This is a genomic window from Zoogloea oleivorans, from assembly GCF_008107625.1.
Taxonomy (GTDB): Bacteria; Pseudomonadota; Gammaproteobacteria; order Burkholderiales; family Rhodocyclaceae; genus Zoogloea; species Zoogloea oleivorans.
The window spans coordinates 214,948-236,144 of sequence record NZ_SDKK01000005.1 but is presented as its reverse complement, the minus strand read 5'-3'; the positions used below and the strand labels follow the sequence as shown (position 1 = coordinate 236,144).

At 61.6% G+C, this 21,197-nt stretch carries 16 protein-coding genes and 1 pseudogene; 16 read left to right on the top strand and 1 reads right to left on the bottom strand.

Annotated elements, in window-relative coordinates; translation table 11 throughout:
- Positions 1–107: 107 nt before the first annotated feature.
- Positions 108–1,304 (bottom strand): MFS transporter, encoded by a 1,197-nt coding sequence (locus ETQ85_RS07140; protein WP_246128661.1) that lies wholly within the window; start codon positions 1,302–1,304, stop codon positions 108–110.
- Between the two features lie 66 nt (positions 1,305–1,370).
- On the opposite strand from ETQ85_RS07140, the gene uvrA reads away from it, so the two are divergent.
- The 16 genes and pseudogenes from uvrA to ETQ85_RS26140 all read left to right on the top strand — a co-directional run.
- Positions 1,371–4,196, top strand: a complete 2,826-nt coding sequence (uvrA, locus tag ETQ85_RS07135) for an excinuclease ABC subunit UvrA (RefSeq protein ID WP_148578345.1) — start codon at positions 1,371–1,373, stop codon at positions 4,194–4,196.
- Positions 4,197–4,555: 359 nt separating this feature from the next.
- Positions 4,556–5,266, top strand: coding sequence for a PAS domain-containing protein (locus tag ETQ85_RS07130; protein ID WP_187394610.1), 711 nt, complete (start codon positions 4,556–4,558; stop codon positions 5,264–5,266).
- A 115-nt stretch (positions 5,267–5,381) separates the two neighbouring features.
- Positions 5,382–5,990, top strand: a complete 609-nt coding sequence (locus ETQ85_RS07125) for a TetR/AcrR family transcriptional regulator (protein ID WP_004393990.1) — start codon at positions 5,382–5,384, stop codon at positions 5,988–5,990.
- Positions 5,987–7,138, top strand: a complete 1,152-nt coding sequence (locus ETQ85_RS07120) for an efflux RND transporter periplasmic adaptor subunit (protein ID WP_148578343.1) — start codon at positions 5,987–5,989, stop codon at positions 7,136–7,138. Before ETQ85_RS07125 ends, ETQ85_RS07120 begins: the two co-directional genes overlap by 4 nt.
- The gene (locus tag ETQ85_RS07115; RefSeq protein ID WP_125602596.1) at positions 7,135–8,340 is read left to right on the top strand and encodes an ABC transporter permease; all 1,206 of its coding nucleotides are present in this window, start codon (positions 7,135–7,137) and stop codon (positions 8,338–8,340) included. The genes ETQ85_RS07120 and ETQ85_RS07115 overlap by 4 nt, the downstream gene beginning before the upstream one ends.
- Position 8,341: 1 nt before the next feature.
- Positions 8,342–9,052, top strand: a complete 711-nt coding sequence (locus ETQ85_RS07110; protein ID WP_011222066.1) for an ABC transporter ATP-binding protein — start codon at positions 8,342–8,344, stop codon at positions 9,050–9,052.
- A 28-nt stretch (positions 9,053–9,080) separates the two neighbouring features.
- Positions 9,081–9,554, top strand: coding sequence for a cytochrome c (locus ETQ85_RS07105; RefSeq protein ID WP_003056106.1), 474 nt, complete (start codon positions 9,081–9,083; stop codon positions 9,552–9,554).
- Positions 9,541–11,028, top strand: a complete 1,488-nt coding sequence (locus tag ETQ85_RS07100) for an efflux transporter outer membrane subunit (protein ID WP_148578342.1) — start codon at positions 9,541–9,543, stop codon at positions 11,026–11,028. The genes ETQ85_RS07105 and ETQ85_RS07100 overlap by 14 nt, the downstream gene beginning before the upstream one ends.
- A gap of 130 nt (positions 11,029–11,158) precedes the next feature.
- Positions 11,159–11,716, top strand: a complete 558-nt coding sequence (locus ETQ85_RS07095; protein WP_001162010.1) for a recombinase family protein — start codon at positions 11,159–11,161, stop codon at positions 11,714–11,716.
- Between the two features lie 2 nt (positions 11,717–11,718).
- Positions 11,719–14,691 carry a Tn3 family transposase gene (locus ETQ85_RS07090; protein ID WP_148578341.1) on the top strand — a complete coding sequence of 991 codons (2,973 nt, stop codon included), beginning with the start codon at positions 11,719–11,721 and terminating at the stop codon, positions 14,689–14,691.
- Between the two features lie 208 nt (positions 14,692–14,899).
- Positions 14,900–15,733: a hypothetical protein gene (locus ETQ85_RS07085; RefSeq protein WP_148578340.1), complete on the top strand. Its 834-nt coding sequence runs from the start codon at positions 14,900–14,902 to the stop codon at positions 15,731–15,733.
- Positions 15,734–15,816: 83 nt separating this feature from the next.
- A pseudogene (locus ETQ85_RS07080) lies at positions 15,817–16,875 on the top strand (Tn3 family transposase); the annotation flags it as partial.
- A 44-nt stretch (positions 16,876–16,919) separates the two neighbouring features.
- Positions 16,920–17,552: a sensor histidine kinase gene (locus tag ETQ85_RS07075; RefSeq protein WP_187394609.1), complete on the top strand. Its 633-nt coding sequence runs from the start codon at positions 16,920–16,922 to the stop codon at positions 17,550–17,552.
- Positions 17,542–18,159, top strand: coding sequence for an ANTAR domain-containing response regulator (locus ETQ85_RS07070; protein ID WP_148578338.1), 618 nt, complete (start codon positions 17,542–17,544; stop codon positions 18,157–18,159). The genes ETQ85_RS07075 and ETQ85_RS07070 overlap by 11 nt, the downstream gene beginning before the upstream one ends.
- A 91-nt stretch (positions 18,160–18,250) precedes the next feature.
- Positions 18,251–20,002 (top strand): putative bifunctional diguanylate cyclase/phosphodiesterase, encoded by a 1,752-nt coding sequence (locus tag ETQ85_RS07065; protein WP_148578337.1) that lies wholly within the window; start codon positions 18,251–18,253, stop codon positions 20,000–20,002.
- Positions 19,999–21,197: methyl-accepting chemotaxis protein (locus ETQ85_RS26140; protein WP_187394608.1), on the top strand; the 1,199-nt coding region annotated here is incomplete at its 3' end. The genes ETQ85_RS07065 and ETQ85_RS26140, both read left to right, overlap by 4 nt.

Genomic DNA, 21,197 nt, shown 5'->3' with positions numbered 1-21,197 from the left:
TTTGCATCGGCCTGCTAGCTCTGGTTGGACAAAATAAATTGCCCCTAAACATGCCCTAGATGGACAAAATAAATTGCCCCTGGACAGAAAAATTCTTTGGATGCCTGTCAGGCAGCCGCCACGCGGCGGGGCACAGGTGCAACCATGCCCGAGGCGAGAATCAGCCACACCACGGCCAGCCCGCCGCCCAGCAGCGAAACCGAACCGGGGCCCACGTGCTGCACCAGCCAGCCGCCAAGGGCGCCGCCGAGGAACAGCCCGAGGGACTGCAGGGTGTTATAGATGCCCAGCGCGGTACCCTTGGCATGGGGCGGCGCGATTCTGGAAATCCACGAGGGTTGGGTCGCCTCAAGCACGTTGAAGGCGACGAAAAAGAGCGTCAGCAGGATTGCCAGCGGCCACATGCCGGCACCGCCTTCGACATACAGCCCCACCTGGACCAGCAGCAACAGGGCGATGGCTGAGTTGAAGACGCGCTTCATGGCCCCCTTCTTCTCGGCCATGATAATGGCCGGCACCATCACCACAAAGGACAACAGCACCGCCGGCAGATAGACCTTCCAGTGTTCCGCCATCGGCAAGCCGGCCTGCACCAGCCCTGCCGGCACCAGCACCCACATGGCGGTCTGCATCAGGTGCAGGGCGAACACCCCGAAATTGAGACGCATCAATTGGCCGTTGCCCAGCACTTCGGAAAAGCGTCCGATGGCCCGCGGCACCGGCGGTGCAGCAGGCACGATGAAGATCACGGTAAAAATTGCTGCGGCCGCCAGCACGGCGGTCAGCCAGAACAGGCCGCTCATGCCGATCAGCGAATAGAGCAGCGGCGCGGCAACCATCGAAACGGCGAAAACCAGGCCGATGGACGAGCCGATCATCGCCATCACCTTGGTGCGGTGCTGGTCACGGGTCAGGTCGGCGGCCAGCGCCGTAACGGCTGCCGAGATGGCCCCGGCGCCCTGGATGACGCGACCGACGATGACCATCTGAACATCCTCGGCCAGCGCCGCCACCATGCTGCCGATGACAAACAGCACAAGGCCGAAAATGATCACCGGCTTGCGGCCAAAGCGGTCGGAAGCGGTACCGAAGGGAATCTGCAGGAAAGCCTGGGTCAGGCCATAGGCACCGATAGCCATGCCGACCAGCGCCGCATTGTCGCCGCCGGGCATGCCGTGGGCGTGCACCGCGAAGACCGGCAGGATCAGGAACAAGCCAAGCATGCGCAGCGCAAAGATCGACGCCAGCGAAATGCCGGCGCGGCGCTCGGCCGGGCTCATCTTGTCGTCAATTGGAGAAGCCATTAAACGTGCAGCTTGGGGAGGGTTAAGAGGCGTATATTAACAGGTTGCCCAAGCCCCGAATGCCTCATGGACGCCATCCGAATCCGCGGTGCCCGCACCCACAACCTCAAGAACATCGCCCTCGACATCCCGCGCAACCGGCTTACCGTGATTACCGGCCTGTCCGGCTCGGGCAAGAGTTCGCTGGCTTTCGACACCCTTTATGCCGAGGGGCAGCGCCGCTATGTGGAGTCGCTCTCCGCCTATGCGCGCCAGTTCCTGCAGTTGATGGAAAAGCCCGATGTGGACCTGATCGAGGGCCTGTCGCCGGCGATCTCCATCGAGCAAAAAGCCACCAGCCACAATCCGCGCTCCACCGTCGGTACGGTTACCGAGATCCACGACTACCTGCGCCTGCTCTATGCCCGCGCCGGCACGCCGCACTGCCCGGATCACCCCGACAATGCGCTGGAAGCCCAGAGCGTCTCGCAGATGGTGGACGCGGTGCTGGCCCTGCCCGAAGAAACGCGGCTGATGATCGTCGCGCCGGTGATCAGCGGCCGCAAGGGCGAGCAGGCCGACCTCTTTGCCGAACTGCGCGCCCAGGGCTTTGTGCGGGTTCGTGTCGACGGCATCGTGCATGACCTGGACAGCCTACCGCCCCTCGAAAAAAATCGCCGCCACAGTGTCGAAGTGGTCGTCGATCGCCTCAAGGTGCGCCAGGATCTGCGCGGCCGCATCGCCGAATCCTTCGAAACCGCGCTGCTCCACGCCGAAGGCCGCGCCATCGCCGTCGAGATGGACAGCGGCAAGGAGCACCTGTTCTCCGCCAAGTTCGCCTGCCCGGTGTGCAGCTTCGCGCTGGCTGAACTCGAACCGCGCCTGTTCTCCTTCAACAACCCGCTGGGCGCCTGCCCCAAGTGCGACGGCCTCGGCAACGTGGACTTCTTCGATCCCGAGCGGGTCGTCGCCCACCCGGATCTGTCGCTGGCCTCCGGCGCCATCCGCGGCTGGGACCGGCGCAACCAGTTCTACTTCCAGCTGCTGATGAGTCTGGCCAGCCACTATGGCTTCGACACCGAAACCACCTTCAACGAGTTGCCGGAAGACATTCGCGAAGTGGTCCTGCACGGCTCCGGCAGCGAGAAAATCTCCTTTCGCTACCTGTCCGACGGCGGCAAGGCGGTGCTCAAGGAACACGCCTTCGAAGGCATCATTCCCAACCTCGAACGGCGCTTCAAGGAAACCGACTCCCTCGCCGTACGCGAAGAACTCTCCAAGTACCGCGCCAACCGCCCCTGCCCAGCCTGCCACGGCACCCGGCTGCGTACCGAGTCGCGCTTCGTGCTGATCGGCGAACGCAACATTTCGGAAGTGAGCCACCTCGCCCTCGCCCAGTGCAAGGCCTTCTTCGACGGCCTGACCCTCAGCGGCCAGCGCGGTCAGGTGGCCGACAAGATCGTCTCCGAAATCTCCAGCCGCCTGCAGTTCCTGATCAACGTCGGTCTCGACTACCTGTCCCTCGACCGCGCCGCCGACACCCTGTCGGGTGGCGAGGCCCAGCGCATCCGCCTGGCCAGCCAGATCGGCTCCGGCCTCACCGGCGTCATGTACGTGCTGGATGAGCCCTCCATCGGCCTGCACCAGCGTGATAACGACCGCCTGCTCGAAACCCTCAAGCGCCTGCGCGACATGGGCAACACCGTCATCGTCGTCGAGCACGACGAAGACGCCATCCGCATGGCCGATTACGTGGTCGACATGGGCCCCGGCGCCGGCGAACACGGCGGTCAGGTCATCGCCGAAGGCCGCCCGGAAGACATCGCCGCCCACCCGGACTCCCTCACCGGCGCCTACCTGTCGGGCAAGCGCTGCATCGCCCTGCCCGCCAGGCGCCATGTTCCCGATCCCGACAAGGTCTTGCGCATCGAAAACGCCATCGGCAACAACCTGAAGTCCGTCAGCGTCGACATCCCGGTCGGTCTGTTCACCTGTGTCACCGGCGTGTCCGGCTCAGGCAAGAGCACCCTCATCAACGATACCCTGTACGCCCACGTGGCCCGCCACGTGAACGGCAGCAGCATCGAAGCTGCCCCCTGTGCCGGCATCGAAGGGCTCGACCACTTCGACAAGGTCATCAACGTCGACCAGAGCCCCATCGGCCGCACCCCGCGCTCCAACCCGGCGACCTACACCGGACTCCTCACCCCGATCCGCGACCTGTTCGCCGGTGTCCCCGAATCCAAGGCCCGCGGCTACAACCCCGGCCGCTTCAGCTTCAATGTCAAGGGCGGGCGCTGCGAGGCCTGCCAGGGCGACGGCCTGATCAAGGTCGAAATGCATTTTCTGCCCGACATGTACGTGCCCTGCGACATCTGCCACGGCAAGCGCTACAACCGGGAAACCCTCGAAATCCGCTACAAGGGCAAGAACATCTACGAAGTGCTCGACATGACCGTCGAGCAGGCCCTCGGCTATTTCTCCGCCGTGCCGATCGTCGCCCGCAAGCTCGAAACCCTGATGCAGGTCGGCCTCGGTTACATCCGCCTCGGCCAGAGCGCCACCACCCTGTCGGGCGGCGAAGCCCAGCGCGTCAAGCTGGCGCTGGAACTGTCCAAGCGCGACACCGGCCGCACCCTCTACATCCTCGACGAACCGACCACCGGCCTGCACTTCGCCGACATCGAGATGCTCCTCACCGTGCTGCATCGCCTGCGCGACCACGGCAATACGGTTGTCGTCATCGAGCACAACCTCGACGTCATCAAGACCGCCGACTGGCTGATCGACCTCGGCCCCGAGGGAGGCAACGGCGGCGGCACCATCGTCGGCTGCGGTGCCCCCGAACTCATCGCCGCCAACCCGGCCAGCCACACCGGCAAGTACCTGGGCAAGCTGCTGGCACCCACCTGAAAAAGGCGCAAAGGCCCGCCAGCAGCGGGCCTAGCCCCAAAGGGTATCCCGCCCCTCAACCCTCAGGGGTTGACGAATGGGGTATGATTAAAGTCATAGATAGTTGCAGCGTCCCAGCAGTGGGCGCACGCCCGGAACGCCGGCAGAAGGCTGCCGGCATATTCCATCTGGCGCCACGCCCCCGCGTCGATGATGGTCAACAGCATCGCAGGCAACACATGGCATTACGTAGTGTGGGGGTAGATCCACAAGCAGCAGGCGTCCTGACCGACTCAGGCGGCGTCAGCCCGCCCCCGGATCGAGGGACAAACCTCAACTTCCCGGTCGACCCGGGCACCCGGGCTCTCCTTCAGCTTCTCATGCAGGACCGTCATTACGGCTGCCTCCTGATCGGGCCTGGCAATCGCATTCTCGACGCCAGCGGCTCGGCCGCGCATTTGCTCAAGCGTACCGGCACGATACTGGTCGGCCAGCGTCTCGAGGCCATCGGTCGCCGGGAACCAGCCGCCACAGCTCACGGCACGTTCGTCGTCAGCGGGCCCGAAGGCGACCTTCGCACCCTGACCTGCCAGCAGCTCCCCACCGAAGAACCTGGCCTGCAGGTGCTCGTCCTGCGTGCCGACGCCCCGCTGGCACCCGAGCCCGGCCCGGCAGCGTGGGCAGGCGCCGAAGCCTTTTTCCACAGCATCGACCGGAGCACCCGCGCCGTCCTGTGGGTCAGCGATCCCGCACTGGAGAAGTTTCTCTACGTCAGTCCCGCCTTTCGCCATCTGTGGGGGCTGCCATTGAATACCGGCCAGGCGCCGGGAATCTGGCGGGATCCGGTGGTGGAAGAAGACCTGCCCCGGGTGCAGGCCTTTATCGAAGCCCTGAAAGCCGGCCAGATCGCCGAAATGGAAGTCCGCATTCGCCCTCAGGACGGCCCGGTCCGCTGGCTGTGGGCCCATGCCTGCCCGTGGACCGACAGCCAGCGGCAGGCCCGCGTCACCGGTCTGGTCGCCGACATCACCACCCGTCGCCAGGAAAACGGGGAAGCCCGCTGGGGGGACGTCTCAGAAAACGGAAAATAAAGCACGTTAAGCCCATTGCAGACTCTAGATATTGACGAGTACGTCGGGTTTTCTCTTGTTTGAGTTGCCTCTTGTGGTAAGATAGTAATCAATTACTATCTTACAAGGAGTGCTCGTGGACACCCATCCAAAGCATCTGCCGGCCGATGAACGTCGTGCCGTAACTGTCGAGTCCGTCGTGGCGCTTGCCGGTTCACAAAACCCAAGCGAGATAACCACTGCGGCTATCGCTAAACACATGAACTTGACCCAGGGTGCGCTGTTTCGGCACTTCCCGAACAAGGAAGCCATTTGGCAGGCGGTCATGGAGTGGGTAGCAGAGCGCCTATTAGCCAGAATCGATCGATCCGCACAAGGAATCGAGTCGCCCTTGGCAGCCATGGAGGCGATGTTCATGAGTCATATCGAATTCGTAGCTGAGCACCCAGGCGTGCCAAGAATGATGTTTGGTGAGCTTCAGCGTGCCGAATCGACACCGGCCAAGCGCATGGTGCAAACCTTGATTCAGCGCTACGGCGAACGTTTGCATCGTCTCATCGAGAAAGGCAAGGCCAGCGGCGAGTTGTCTCCCTCGCTTGACAACGAGGCGGCGGCAACGCTGTTCATTGGCACGATCCAGGGCTTGGTCATGCAATCGCTGTTGGCGGGTGATGTGGGACGTATGCACCGCGATGCGCCGCGCGTCTTTGCAATTTATCGGCGTGGCATAAGGAGTGCGCAATGAAAAAGTTACCCTTGCAAGGCCGCACCCTGGCGCTGCTTGCCGTCATCATTCCTTTGCTGGTGCTTTTTATTTATGTCGGTCTGCGATCAGGGCCGCTCGCCCCGGTCGCTGTGACGGTGGCAAGCGTGGAATCACGGGCTATCACACCGGCGCTGTTCGGCATCGGCACGGTGGAGGCGCGCTACACCTACAAGATCGGGCCGACGTTTGCCGGGCGCGTCAAACGCCTGGAGGTGCATGTAGGCGACCAGGTCAAGGCCGGACAGGTGCTCGGCGAGATGGAGCCGGTCGACCTTGATGATCGGGTGCGCTCACAGGAGTCTGTATTCAAGCGGGCGGAAGCGGCTTTGCGCGAGGCAGAAGCCCGGCAAGCCTACGCGCAAACCCAGGCGCGCCGCTATGAGCAATTGTTTGCGGTGCGCTCGACCAGCGAGGAAATCGTCACCACCAAGCGGCAGGAACTGCAGATCGCCGATGCCGCCCTATCCGCCGCTCGGGAAGATATTGCCCGGGCACGCTCCGACCGCGAAGGACTCGTCGCGCAGCGGAGCAATCTGCGCCTGATCGCGCCGGTCGACGGTGTAGTCGCCGTGCGCGATGCCGATCCCGGCACGACCATCGTCGCGGGCCAGGCCGTGGTGGAAGTGATCGACCCCAAGAGTTTGTGGATCAATGTGCGCTTCCACCAGATCAGCGCATCGGGGCTGGCTGGGGGGCTGCCGGCTCATATCGTCCTGCGTTCGCGTGGTGGCCAGACCTTGAAAGGTCGCGTGCTGCGGGTGGAACCCAAGGCCGACGCGGTAACCGAGGAAACGCTTGCCAAGGTGACATTCGATAACAAACCAGAACCTTTGCCACCGGTGGGTGAACTGGCCGAAGTCACGGTTGACTTGCCGGCGCTCCCGGCCGCTCCACTGATCCCCAACGCTGCCGTCCAGCGTGAGGGCGACAAAGTTGGTGTCTGGCAAATCGTGGATGGTGATCTGCATTTCTCCCCGGTCAAGCTCGGTGCTTCCGACCTCAATGGTTACGTGCAGGTGCGCGAAGGGCTCAAGAATGGGGACCAGATTGTGACCTATAGCGAAAAGGCACTGACGGCGCGCAGCCGCATCCATGTGGTCGACCATATCCCAGGAGTGTCACGATGATCAGCCTTGCCGGCCGCGACATTCTCCATGCCTGGGGAAAGTTCGTCTTCACTGGCATCGGGCTGGGTCTGCTGATCGGCGTCACCCTGGTCATGGCCGGGGTGTACCGGGGCATGGTGGACGACGGCAAGGCGCTGCTCGACAACAGTGGCGCCGACCTTTGGGTGGTGCAAAAGGATACTCTGGGTCCTTATGCGGAGTCGTCAAGCCTCAACGATGACGTGTATCGCGCCATCCTCGCCATGCCGGGAGTCGCCCAGGCAGCGAACGTGACCTACCTGACCATGCAGGTACGCAAGGGCGAGAGTGATGTACGCACCATGGTGGTCGGCATCGCGCCCGGCGCGTTGGGGGCTACACCCGGATGGCCTCCTTATCTCGTCGCTGGACGCCAGATCACGCGCGGTCACTACGAGGCTGTGGCCGACATCGCCACCGGCTTCAAACTGGGAGATCGTCTTGCCATTCGCCGAAATCATTACACCGTCGTGGGGCTGACACGGCGCATGGTGTCGTCCAGCGGCGACCCGATGGTATTCATTCCACTCAAGGATGCCCAGGAGGCTCAGTTCCTCAAGGACAACGACGCCCTTTGGCAAAGCCGGCGTCGCACCGAAGCCAACCCGGCCTTCAATCGACCCGGTGTTCCAGGTTTGCTGGATGCCGTGATTGCTTCACAGAGCAGCAACGCGTTCGTCAATACCGTACTGGTCACACTGAAACCTGGCCATGCGCCGGACGAGGTTGCCGAATCCATCCGGCGCTGGAAGCGTTTGACGGTCTACACCCGGGCACAGATGGAAGACATCCTCGTCGGCAAGTTGATCGCCACCTCGGCCAAGCAGATCGGCATGTTCTTAGTGATTCTGGCCATCGTTAGCGCGGCCATCGTTGCCTTCATCATCTATTCGCTGACGATGGACAAAATCCGCGAGATCGCGGTGTTGAAGCTCATCGGCACACGCAACCGAACCATCGCCGCGATGATCATGCAGCAGGCGATCGCCCTGGGCGTGATTGGTTTCGTGGTCGGCAAGATCACAGCCACTTTCTCAGCGCCGCTGTTTCCCAAGTACGTACTGCTGATGCCGTTCGACTCCATCGCCGGTTTTTTCGCCGTGCTCGTGATCTGCGTTCTAGCCAGCATCGTCGCCATTCGCATGGCACTCAAGGTCGATCCGGCCGAAGCCATTGGAGGTTGAGATGAGTGGCAAAGGCATCCACATCGAAAGTTTGAGCAAGCGGTATGGCGATGGTGACACCGCTGTCTTTGCCTTGAAAGACGTGAATATGCATGTTGCGCCAGGTGAAGTGGTGGGGCTGATCGGCCCTTCCGGGTCCGGCAAGAGCACGCTGCTCAAATGTCTGGGTGCGGTGATCGAACCGACCGCTGGTCGCATGACGCTGGGCGATGAAGTGATCTACGACGATGGCTGGAAAGTCCGCGACTTGCGCGCCTTGCGGCGCGACAAGATCGGTTTCGTTTTCCAAGCACCATACCTGATTCCGTTTCTCGATGTCACCGACAACGTGGCGCTGTTGCCGATGCTTGCAGGCGTCGCGAATGGAGAGTCGCGCGCAAAGGCACTGGAATTGCTCACGGCGCTTGATGTGCAACACCGAGCTCGCGCAATGCCCTCGCAACTCTCCGGTGGCGAGCAGCAACGGGTTGCCATCGCGCGCGGATTGGTCAATCGCCCGCCAGTGATCCTGGCCGATGAACCCACTGCGCCGCTGGATTCCGAGCGCGCCATGGCTGTAATCCGCATCCTCAACGACATGGCCCGCAAGTTCGAGACCGCCATCATCGTCGTCACCCATGACGAAAAGATCATCCCGACCTTCAAGCGCATCTACCACATCCGCGACGGTGTAACCCATGAGGAAGCTGGCGAAGGGCGGGAGTTCGAATGAGAGAACGATTGAATTACAGGAGAATTTCATGACCCACCGCAAACACAGCCACGCATTTGGAACTATCACCCTGACCGTTACGGCCTGCCTGCTTCTATGGGGTTTTCAGTTGCCAGCTTGGGCTGGTGACGCTACCCAGGTTGAGCCACTGGCGCTACGCAAGATCATGCAGGAACTCGGGCGCAACATGCAGGCTATTACCGGTGCGATTTCGCAGGAGGAATGGGTTCAGGTCGTTCAGCTCGCCCCAAAAGTTGCTGCACACCCCGAGCCACCGCTTACTGAAAAAATGCGCATCCTTGCTTACCTCGGCGCTGATGCGACCAAGTTCAGAAACTTTGACGCGCAGACTCACGAGGCGGCGCTGGCCATGAAGCTGGCTGCTGCGAGCAGCGACGGCAAGGCGGTGATCCAATCATTCGCCCACGTGCAGGAAAGCTGCTTGGGCTGCCACCAAGCTTTCCGTAAACCTTTCGTGGAGCATTTTTATGGAGCACGCTAAAACATGCCAGCGCCCCATCAGCCTCGAAAGACGGCTTGCGGCAACTTACCTGGTAGCTGGTCTGATCACCGCCGGTCTGGCCGGCTGCGCCGCTGGCCCTGATTTTAAGCGTCCCACCGCACCCGATGTGGCTCGCTACACTGCAATACCAGTGGCTGATAGAACCGCGTCCGCTCCCACGCAGTTCGGCGAAACACAACGTCTAGTCGAAGGGCTTCCGATCGAAACGCAATGGTGGCAAAGCTTGGGTTCATCCGCACTCGACGGACTGATAAACGAAGCTTTCCATGTCAGCCCGACGCTGGCGAGCATCAGCGCCAATTTGCGACACGCGCAGGAGCTTCTTGCCGCACAGGCGGGCTCGACGCAATATCCACAGGTAGATGTCGCACTGGGATCTCAGCGCCAGCAAATGAGTCCCAGTAGCCAAGGGTTGAGCGGAGACGCACGTCAATTCAGCCTCTACAACGCCAGCGTTGGCGTGCATTACAACCTCGATCTGGCTGGCGGCAACCGGCGCGCACTCGAAGCCTTGGCTGCTCGCGCCGACTACCGTCGCTTCGAACTGAATGCTGCGCGCCTGGCCCTTGCCGGCAACATGGCAACCGCTGCCATTACCCGAGCACGCCTCGCCGCGCAACTAGAAGCCACTACTGCCATTTTGCGCGTGCAGGATGAGCAACTGCGCCTAGCCCATGAACGCGTGCGTATCGGTCAGGCCTCACCTGATGAAGCGTTGAGCCTACAAGCTCAGGCGGAGCAAACGCGGGCAGAACTGCCTGCGCTGCGTAAACAACTGCAACAAACCGAACATCTACTGGCGGTGCTAGCCGGTCGTGCCCCAGGCACGGGTGGCATCCCGGCCTTCACTCTGGCCGATTTCACTCTACCCGTCGAGATGCCGCTCGTCGTGCCCTCAGAACTGGTGCGCCGCCGACCGGATATCCAGGCGTCAGAGGCGCTGTTGCATGCGGCCAATGCAGACTATGGTGTGGCTGTCGCCAAGCTCTACCCACAGATCAACCTGAGCGCCAACCTTGGTTCTCAGGCGCTGACCACCGGTGCCCTGTTCGGTGGTGGCTCGGCAGTGTGGGGCCTGGTTGCGCAGCTCACCCAGCCTCTTTTTAATCCAGGGCTACCCGCTGAAAAAAGAGCGGCGCTCGCCGCTTTTGATGCCGCCGTAGCCAATTACCAGAGCGTCGTATTGGAGTCTTTGCGTAACGTCGCCGACACCCTGCGCGCGGTGGAAAGCGATGCACAAACTTTGACTGCCCTCGCTGCCGCTGATATGGCTGCACAGGCCTCCTTGCAGTCGGTCGAGCGGCAATACCGGCTGGGCGCGGCCAGCTACCTGCAACTGCTCATCGCGCAGCAACAGGCACAGTCAATCCGGATCAATATGGTTGCGGTCCAGGCACAACACCTAGTCGATAGTGTTGCTTTATATCAGGCCCTGGGAGGTGGTGTCAGTTAAGACTATACCCTAACCTGGTGTCAGATGTTGAGCACAAACAACGTCAGAGTAGGGTATTAATTTATATTTATTGACACATTCAGCCAAGGGTAATAGATTTCATCCTGACATTTTTACCTTTGGAGGCATCTTGCAAGGTCAACGTATCGGCTACGTTCGCGTCAGCAGCTTCGACCAGAATCCTGATCGACAACTGGAACAAATAGAAGTCGGCAAGGTATTCACCGATAAGGCTTCAGGCAAGGACACACAACGTCCCGAACTTGAAAGGCTGCTGGCCTTCGTCCGCGAGGGCGACACCGTGGTGGTGCATAGCATGGACAGGTTGGCACGCAACCTTGATGACCTGCGCCGCATCGTCCAAGGGCTGACACAACGGGGCGTGCGCATGGAGTTCGTCAAAGAAGGGCTAACGTTCACCGGCGAGGACTCACCGATGGCCAATCTGATGCTGTCGGTCATGGGAGCCTTTGCTGAGTTCGAGCGCGCTCTGATCCGCGAACGTCAGCGCGAGGGAATCGTGCTGGCTAAGCAGCGCGGGGCCTACCGGGGACGAAAGAAATCGCTGAACAGCGAACAAATTGCCGAGTTGAAACGGCGAGTTGCGGCAGGCGACCAGAAAACCTTGGTGGCCCGTGACTTCGGCATCAGCCGCGAAACCTTGTACCAGTACCTGCGGGAAGACTGACCATGCCACGCCGCTCAATCCTGTCCGCCACCGAGCGCGAAAGTCTGCTGACACTGCCAGATGCCAAAGACGAACTGATACGGCACTACACGTTCAACGAAACCGACCTGTCGGTGATCCGTCAGCGTCGCGGCGCCGCGAATCGATTGGGCTTCGCCGTGCAGCTTTGCTACTTGCGATTCCCTGGCATCTTCTTGGGCGTCGATGATCCTCCATTTCCGCCCCTGCTGCGCATGGTGGCCGCACAACTCAAGGTGCCGGTGGAAAGCTGGAACCATTACGGCCAGCGCGAGCAGACACGGCGGGAGCACTTGGTCGAGCTGCAAACGGTGTTTGGATTCAAGCCCTTCACCATGAGTCATTACCGGCAAGCCGTGCATACATTGACCGAACTGGCCTTGCAAACAGACAAAGGCATTGTGCTGGCCAGCACCCTTGTTGAAAACCTGCGGCGGCAGAGCATCATCCTACCCGCCATGAATGCCATCGAGCGCGCAAGCGCCGAGGCCATTACCCGTGCCAACCGAAGCATCCATGCGGCATTGGCCGATTCCTTGATACCTGTCCATCGCCAGCGCCTGGACGAACTGCTCAAGCGCAAGGATGGTAGCAAAATGACGTGGCTAGCGTGGCTGCGCCAATCGCCCGCCAAGCCGAACTCGCGCCACATGCTTGAACACATCGAACGCCTCAAAGCCTGGCAGGCGCTTGACCTACCTGCTGGCATCGAACGGCAGGTACACCAAAACCGCTTGCTCAAGATCGCCCGCGAAGGCGGCCAGATGACGCCCGCCGACCTGGCCAAGTTCGAGTCGCAGCGGCGTTACGCCACCTTGGTAGCACTGGCCATCGAGGGCATGGCCACCGTCACTGATGAAATCATCGACCTTCACGACCGTATCATCGGCAAGCTGTTCAATGCGGCCAAGAACAAGCATCAACAGCAGTTCCAGGCTTCCGGCAAGGCGATCAACGACAAGGTGCGGATGTATGGGCGCATCGGTCAGGCGCTGATTGAAGCCAAACAAAGCGGCGGCGATCCGTTCGCCGCCATCGAAGCGGTCATGCCGTGGGACACCTTCGCCGCCAGCGTCACCGAGGCGCAAACGCTGGCGCGGCCTGCCGATTTTGATTTCCTGCACCATATCGGCGAGAGTTACGCCACGCTGCGCCGCTATGCGCCGCAGTTCCTGGACGTGCTCAAACTGCGCGCCGCGCCCACCGCCAAGGGTGTGCTCGATGCCATCGACGTGCTGCGCGGCATGAACAGCGACAGCGCGCGCAAGGTGCCCGCCGATGCGCCAACCGCATTCATCAAGCCGCGCTGGGCAAAGCTGGTTCTGACCGACGAGGGTATTGACCGGCGTTACTACGAGTTATGCGCCCTGTCGGAGCTGAAGAACGCACTGCGCTCTGGTGATGTTTGGGTGCAGGGTTCGCGCCAGTTCAAGGACTTCGACGAATACCTGGTGCCGATCGAGAAGTTCGCCACCCTGAAGCTGGCCAGCGAATTGCCACTGGCCGTGGCCACCGACTGCGACCAATATCTGCATGACCGACTGGAATTATTGGAGGCGCAACTCGCCACAGTCAACCGCATGGCGGCGACCAACGACTTACCGGACGCCATCATCACCACTGCATCGGGCCTGAAGATCACGCCGCTGGACGCAGCGGTGCCAGACGCCGCGCAAGCCTTGATTGACCAGTCGGCGATGTTGCTGCCGCACCTCAAGATCACCGAGTTGCTGATGGAGGTCGATGAATGGACGGGCTTCACGCGCCACTTCACACACCTGAAGACCGGCGACACGGCCAAGGACAAAACCTTGCTGATGACGACGATTCTGGCTGATGGTATCAATCTTGGGCTCACCAAGATGGCCGAGTCCTGCCCTGGCACCACCTACGCCAGGCTGTCTTGGCTGCAAGCCTGGCACGTTCGCGACGAAACCTATTCGACGGCGCTGGCCGAGCTGGTGAACGCACAGTTTCGACAACCCTTCGCCGGAAACTGGGGCGACGGCACCACGTCATCGTCGGACGGCCAGAACTTCCGAACCGGCAGCAAGGCAGAGAGCACCGGGCATATCAATCCGAAGTATGGAAGTAGCCCTGGGCGGACGTTCTATACCCATATCTCCGACCAATACGCGCCCTTCAGCGCCAAGGTGGTCAACGTCGGCTTGCGCGACTCGACCTATGTGCTCGATGGCCTGCTGTACCACGAGTCTGACTTGCGTATCGAGGAACACTACACCGACACGGCGGGCTTCACCGATCATGTGTTCGGCCTGATGCACTTTCTGGGATTCCGGTTCGCGCCGCGCATCCGCGACCTGGGCGACACCAAGCTGTTCATTCCCAAGGGCCATACTGCCTACGATGCACTCAAGCCGATGATTAGCAGCGACAGGCTGAACATCAAGGCTATTCGCGCTCATTGGGATGAAATCCTACGGCTGGCCACTTCGATCAAGCAGGGCACGGTGACGGCCTCGCTGATGCTGCGCAAGCTCGGCAGCTATCCGCGCCAAAACGGCTTGGCCGTCGCCCTGCGCGAGCTGGGGCGCATCGAGCGCACGCTGTTCATTCTGGATTGGCTGCAAAGCGTGGAGCTGCGCCGCCGCGTCCATGCGGGGCTGAATAAGGGCGAGGCGCGCAACGCGCTGGCCAGGGCGGTCTTCTTCTACCGATTGGGTGAAATCCGCGACTGCAGTTTTGAGCAGCAGCGCTACCGGGCCAGCGGCCTCAATCTGGTGACGGCGGCCATCGTGTTGTGGAACACGGTCTATCTGGAGCGTGCCACCAGTGCTTTGCGTGCCCACGGCAAGGCGCTGGACGACACGTTGCTGCAATATCTGTCCCCGCTGGGGTGGGAGCATATCAACCTGACCGGCGATTACCTATGGCGCAGCAGTGCCAAGGTCGGTGCGGGGAAGTTCAGGCCATTGCGACCGCTGCCACCGGCTTAGCGTGCTTTATTTTCCGTTTTCTGAGACGACCCCTAAGCGTGCGAGCGGCACAGCGTCGGATGGATATGCCGAGGTTCTTGGTCACCTCCTTGGCAGGCACGCCACCGGCCTCAGAGAGTTTCGATGCAAAAATAAATCTGACGTCATTTATGGCATGGTGATAAGATCAGACCGGATACATAGATTTCGGGCTCACGGGGAGGAAATAATGATCGGTTCTGTTGGTTCGTATTCCGCAGCCCAAACAGGGGGCACGTCGGGCCTCAAGGCGGCTTCGGCGACCGGTCAGGTTTCTGAGGCATCGGAAAATCAGGGGGCATCAGGTTCCCAAGGTGGCGGTACGCTGACCATTTCCACTCTGGCCCAACAGCTGGCCGCGAGCGCCAGTCGTGCCGAAGAGCGGGATAAGACACTCACCCGTTCGGAATTGGCAGACAAGGCAAAGACTGCTTTGAGTCAGATTCAGGGCGATACTTACTTCGCCAACAAAGCCAAGCACGATAGTGAAGTGCCCAAAACGAACGACCCAGAATTATTGGCTAGAGCCAAGCAGGCGACGGCGTACGTTAATAGTGCGGCCAGAGGCGGAAATTCTGAGAAAAATCCCTTTGCCGGTTTATCACGAGAGCAATTGGCAAACATCGTTTATGACGATAGCGGGACCTACACAGTCAATGAACGAAGAGCAGCTTCTTATGAAGCCGATCGTCAAGAAGAAGAATGGCGTGTAAAGGTTACAACCCAAGCCATGAACGAATACAACAGCACGGGGAAACTGACCAATTTCTTCAAATCCGTACTCGATCACTTCAAGGAACTACCAGCGATCGAACAAGCGCAATATCCAAAAGATTATGCCGCCGATCTACAGTCCAAGATCGATCTGGACTTTAACTATCGAACCCACCAAGCAGAGGGTAAAGACAAAGACCCCATGAGCCTGATCGAAATGCTATTCGAGCAAAGCCCACAACAAACCAATGAATTGCCCCAAGAGCCGAAAAACACCACTGACTCACCAACCGTAAGGAGTAATCCATGAAATTGTTGCCAAAACTGCTCGCCGCCACCTCTATTTTTGCCGCCACAGCCGCGATTGCTGGTCCGCCAGTAACAGTTACTTAGCTGTCTTGGCTGCAAGCCTGGCATGTCCGCGACGAAACGTATTCGACGGCGCTGGCCGAGCTGGTGAACGCGCAGTTTCGGCAACCCTTCGCCGAAAACTGGGGTGACGGCACCACGTCATCGTCGGACGGTCAAAACTTCAGAACCGGCAGCAAAGCAGAGAGTACCGGGCACATCAACCCGAAATATGGAAGCAGTCCTGGGCGGACGTTCTATACCCATATCTCGGACCAATACGCGCCCTTCAGCGCCAAGGTAGTCAACGTCGGCCTGCGCGACTCGACCTATGTGCTCGATGGCCTGCTGTACCACGAGTCCGACTTGCGCATTGAGGAGCACTACACCGACACGGCGGGCTTCACCGATCATGTCTTCGCCTTGATGCACCTGTTGGGCTTTCGCTTCGCACCGCGCATCCGCGACCTTGGCGACACCAAGCTGTTCATTCCCAAGGGTGATACTGCCTACGACGCGCTCAAGCCGATGATTAGCAGCGACAGGCTGAACATCAAGGCGATTCGCGCCCATTGGGATGAAATTCTACGGCTGGCCACTTCGATCAAGCAGGGTACGGTGACGGCCTCGCTGATGCTGCGCAAGCTCGGCAGCTATCCACGCCAGAACGGCTTGGCCGTCGCCCTGCGCGAGCTGGGACGCATCGAGCGCACGTTGTTCATCCTCGACTGGCTGCAAAGCGTGGAACTGCGCCGCCGTGTGCAGGCCGGACTCAACAAGGGCGAGGCACGCAACGCGTTGGCCAGGGCGGTGTTCTTCAACCGGCTGGGCGAAATCCGCGACCGCAGCTTTGAACAGCAACGTTACCGGGCCAGCGGCCTCAACCTGGTGACAGCAGCCATCGTGTTGTGGAACACCGTCTATCTGGAAAGGGCTGCGAATGCATTGCGCAACCACGGACAGGGCGTCGATAACGCGCTGTTGCAATATCTATCGCCGCTGGGCTGGGAGCACATCAACCTGACCGGCGATTACCTCTGGCGCAGCAGCGCCAAGGTCGGTGCGGGGAAGTTCAGGCCGCTACAGCCGCTGCCAAAGTCTTAACGTACTTTAAATTCCGTTTTCTGAGACGACCCCGCTGGGAAGCCTTGCTGCGGGAAGGACACCACCGCATCAAAAACAGCCTGCAAGGACTCGCCGCCCTGCTGCATCGCCACGCCGGCAGCGCCGGAGAGCAAGCCGCGGTACTCACCGAAGCGGTCGGGCAGGTCCGTGCCATCGCCGCAGTCCATGACCTCTACAGCCGCCAGGGCCAGCCGCCGGTAACCCTTGCCGAACTCCTTGACACCCTCGTGAAGAGCGTCGATGGACTTTACCCCGAGCACTCGCCGATTGAACGGATCCCGGCCTCCGGCATCGACAACACCGCCATTCCATCCAGTGAAGTCGTTCCGCTGGCGATCATTGTCAATGAACTGCTGACCAACGCCGCCAAACATGGCTCGCCCGGCACCTCGCCCCAGGACATGATCCGGGTACACACCCGGGCAGATGAAAACGGCATCAGCCTGCGCATCGACAATCCGGGCAGCCTGCCCGCCGGCTTCGATTTTGACGATCGGCAAGGCCTCGGCAACGGGCTGCAGCTCATGGCCGCGCTGCTCAACCCGCCTCACACCGACCTGAGCCTCCGGCAGGTCACACCACAAACCGTAAGCGCCACACTGCACCTCGCGCGCCCCCCGATCCGGCCACAGCACAACCTCAGCCATGTGCCCTGACAACCTGCCTTTCCGCCACCACCTGCTGCTGGTCGAAGACGACCGCCTGTTCTCTGCAACCCTGAGCCTCGCTCTCGAAGACGCCGGCTACGCGGTGACCGTGACGGCCACCACCGGGGAAGCCCTTGACGTACTGGCGCAGCACAGCTTCGAGCTGGCCATCGTCGACGAAGGCCTCCCCGGCGGCTCCGGACTGGATCTTGCCCCCCTGCTGCGGGAGCGCTTCCATGTGCCCTTCTTCTTTCTCACCGGCAGCGACTTCGGTGCTTGCGTGGACAGAGCCATCGGCGAAGGCGCCCTCGCCTACCTGGTCAAACCGGTTAACGTGGCACAACTCAAGCCGATGATCGCCACGGCCCTTGCCCGCAGTGCCGACCTGGCCGGCCTGCGCAAAACCCGCGATCAGCTGCAGACCGCCCTCGACCAGGAGCGGGACGTCAGCATTGCCACCGGCATCGTCATGGCACGCGTCGACCTGGGCCGCGCCGAAGCCTTCGAATTCCTGCGCCGGGCCGCCCGCTCAAGCCGCCGCAAACTGGCCGATGTAGCCCACGACCTGATCGAAAGCCGTGGCTCAGCCCTAAAGACGGACGCATTCATGCCGTAAAAACCGGAGACATTTCGGGCCCTGCCCCTGCCCCTGACTCAATACGGCCGCTCCCCAACCACCGGAGAGCGGCGTAAACCAGCGGGGCATCATGATCGCCAATTCGGACCACACACCAGAATCCGGCGCGGAATCCATCTACCTGAACAGCAAGGTCGCAGGCATCACCCAGATGCTCGCCCATGCTGTGGAACAGACCGACGACGCGGTGATGATCACCCGTGCCGACGGCATAATCGAATACGTCAACCCGGGTTTCGAGCGCATTACCGGCTACCGGGCCTGCGACGTCATCGGCCGCAATCCGGGCTTTCTGCGCTCGGGCATGCACCCGCCGATCTTCTACAGCGAAATCTGGCGAACCATCCGCCGCGGCGAGTCGTTTCGCAGCGTGTTCACCAACCGGCACTTCAGCGGCGAACTCTACTTCGAAGAAAAAACGATCAGCCCGATCCGCGGCAGTGACGGCACGATCAGCCACTTCGTGGCCACCGGCAAGGACGTCACCCAACGCATCAGCGTCGAGCGGCGCCTCGAATACCTCGCCAACTACGACGCCCTCACCGGCCTGCCCAACCGCAGCCTGCTCCATGATCGCCTGACCCAGGCCATTCAGCGGGCCCACCGCAACGGCAAGGCGGTGGCCGTGCAATTTGTCGACCTCGACCGCTTCAAGCTCATCAACGACACCCTCGGCCACAACATCGGCGACCGCGTGCTCATCGAGGCAGCCACCCGCCTGCGCCATTGCCTGCGCGCCACCGACACCGTAGCCCGCCTGGGTGGTGACGAATTCGTCCTGATCCAGGAAGACGTGGACCACCCCGACGCGGTCGAACAAGTGGCCCGCAAGATCCTCGACACCTTCGCCGCCCGTTTTGCAGCCGGCACCCACAGCCTTTTCGTCAGTGCCAGCATCGGTCTCGCCCTCTACCCGGACGACGGGCTCAGCCCCGACGAACTGCTGATGCGCGCCGACCTGGCCATGTACCGCGCCAAGGAAGGCGGGCGCAACAGCTTCCGCTTCTTCGAGGCCGCCATGGACGCCAACGCCATGCGCACCCTGACCCTCGGCGTAGCCATTCGCGGAGCCCTCGAAAACCGCGAATTCAGCCTCGTGTACCAACCCATCATCGACACCCGCACCCACCGCGCTGTCGCCGTGGAAGCCCTGTTGCGCTGGCACTCCCCCGATCACGGCACCGTACCGCCAGACCACTTCATCCCGCTTCTCGAAGAAAACGGACTCATCGTTCCCGTGTCCCGCTGGGCCCTGCGCGAAGCCCTGCGGCAGGTACGCGCCATGCAGGAAGCCGGCCAGCCCGAACTGCGCCTCGCCTTCAACCTCTCGAGCCGCCAGTTCCGCGACGTGGGCCTGCTGCAGGACGTCACCGCCGCACTCGATGAACTCGACTTCACCCCACGCCTGCTCGAACTCGAACTCACCGAAAGCGCACTGATGGACAACCCGGAAGCCTCCGCCGCCGTGCTCGAAGCCCTGCGCACGCACGGAATCCGGATGGCCGTGGACGACTTCGGCACCGGCTACTCGTCCCTTGCCTACCTGATGTGCTTCCCGGTACGCACCCTCAAGATCGACCGCAGCTTCGTCCATGGCATGGAACACAGCCACGAAGCCGCCACCATCGTGCGCGCCATCGCCTCCCTGGCCGGCAGCCTAGGGCTGGAGGTGATCGGCGAAGGCGTCGAGAACCTCGCCCAGCTCGCCCTGCTGCAGGAACTCGGCTGTCATCAGGTGCAAGGTTTTCTGTTCAGCCGCCCACTCCCCGCCGCCGAACTGCCCCCACCCTTCAACAACAGAGAACAGCACCAAAGAAAATGAAAAAACTGACCACCGCCGCCCGCCTGATTCTTGGCTTCGGCCTTGTCCTGGCACTGCTGATCATCAGCAACGGACTGGCCTTTCAGCGCCTCAGCCTGCTCAACACGTCCGTCGAAGGAATCGTCGATCGGGACTGGCGCCGCGCCGCCCTCGCCGGTGAAATCCAGGGCCTCGCCAACGCCAGCACGCGCACCGTCCTCGGCCTGCTCCACACCACCGAACGCCAGCCTGGCCTGCAACTCATCGCCAGCAACCGCGACCTCATCACCCGCAAGCTCGACGAACTCGAAGCCCTCACCACCGAAGCGGAAGGCCGCAACCTGGTCAGCGAAATCCGCGACAAGCGCAAGGTTTTCGCCACTTCCTTCTCCGCGGTACTGAAGCAGATGGAAGCCGGCAACGATGCCGAAGCCTCCCGCCTGGTCGTCAGCGAAACCATGCCGGCCCTCGACGCCATCCTCGCCACCATGGAGCGCCTGCTCAACTTCCAGAGCCAGATGGTGGACAAGGCCGGCCAAGAATCACGAGCCGCCTACACCTCCTCCCGCACACTGCTGATCATCGTCCTCATGGCGGGCTGCGCCGCCACCCTCGCCCTGGCCCGCTGGATCACCCTGTCGGTCACCCGCCCCCTCGGCGGCGAACCTGACGACGTCAAGGAGATCGCCGAGCGCATCGCCGCCGGTGACCTGAGCGGCCCCATCCATGTTCGCCCCGGCGACACCGACAGCGTGGTGGCCGCCATGCATACCATGCAGAGCAACCTGCGCGACATGGCCAGCCAACTTGGCGACAACGCCGACAATCTCTCTGCAGCCGCCCGCGAACTGTCCATCAACGCCAACCGGATCAGCCACAGCACCGAACAGCAAAGCGAATCGGCGTCGTCGATGGCCGCCGCCGTCGAAGAAGTCACGGTAAGCATCGCCCACGTTTCCGACCGCGCCGACGACGCTCACGCCATCACCACCGAAACCGGCCACCTCGCCGCCGAAGGCCGCCAGGTCATCGACAACAACGTAACCGAAATGGGGTGCATCTCCGACACCGTCGGCAACGCCGCCCGCGTCATCGAAGCCGCCGGCGTGCAGGCCGAAGCCATCTCCTCCATCGTCGCGGTGATCCGCGGCGTCGCCGACCAGACCAACCTCCTCGCCCTCAACGCCGCCATCGAAGCGGCCCGGGCCGGCGAACA

Bases quoted from the DNA above. Each gene is read 5' to 3' on its own strand.
- ETQ85_RS07140 (WP_246128661.1), bottom strand. From the start codon at position 1,304: ATGGCTTCTCCAATTGACGACAAGATGAGCCCGGCCGAGCGCCGCGCC.
- uvrA (WP_148578345.1), top strand. From the start codon at position 1,371: ATGGACGCCATCCGAATCCGCGGTGCCCGCACCCACAACCTCAAGAAC.
- ETQ85_RS07130 (WP_187394610.1), top strand. From the start codon at position 4,556: ATGCAGGACCGTCATTACGGCTGCCTCCTGATCGGGCCTGGCAATCGC.
- ETQ85_RS07120 (WP_148578343.1), top strand. From the start codon at position 5,987: ATGAAAAAGTTACCCTTGCAAGGCCGCACCCTGGCGCTGCTTGCCGTC.
- ETQ85_RS07115 (WP_125602596.1), top strand. From the start codon at position 7,135: ATGATCAGCCTTGCCGGCCGCGACATTCTCCATGCCTGGGGAAAGTTC.
- ETQ85_RS07110 (WP_011222066.1), top strand. From the start codon at position 8,342: ATGAGTGGCAAAGGCATCCACATCGAAAGTTTGAGCAAGCGGTATGGC.
- ETQ85_RS07105 (WP_003056106.1), top strand. From the start codon at position 9,081: ATGACCCACCGCAAACACAGCCACGCATTTGGAACTATCACCCTGACC.
- ETQ85_RS07100 (WP_148578342.1), top strand. From the start codon at position 9,541: ATGGAGCACGCTAAAACATGCCAGCGCCCCATCAGCCTCGAAAGACGG.
- ETQ85_RS07090 (WP_148578341.1), top strand. From the start codon at position 11,719: ATGCCACGCCGCTCAATCCTGTCCGCCACCGAGCGCGAAAGTCTGCTG.
- ETQ85_RS07085 (WP_148578340.1), top strand. From the start codon at position 14,900: ATGATCGGTTCTGTTGGTTCGTATTCCGCAGCCCAAACAGGGGGCACG.
- ETQ85_RS07070 (WP_148578338.1), top strand. From the start codon at position 17,542: ATGTGCCCTGACAACCTGCCTTTCCGCCACCACCTGCTGCTGGTCGAA.
- ETQ85_RS07065 (WP_148578337.1), top strand. From the start codon at position 18,251: ATGATCGCCAATTCGGACCACACACCAGAATCCGGCGCGGAATCCATC.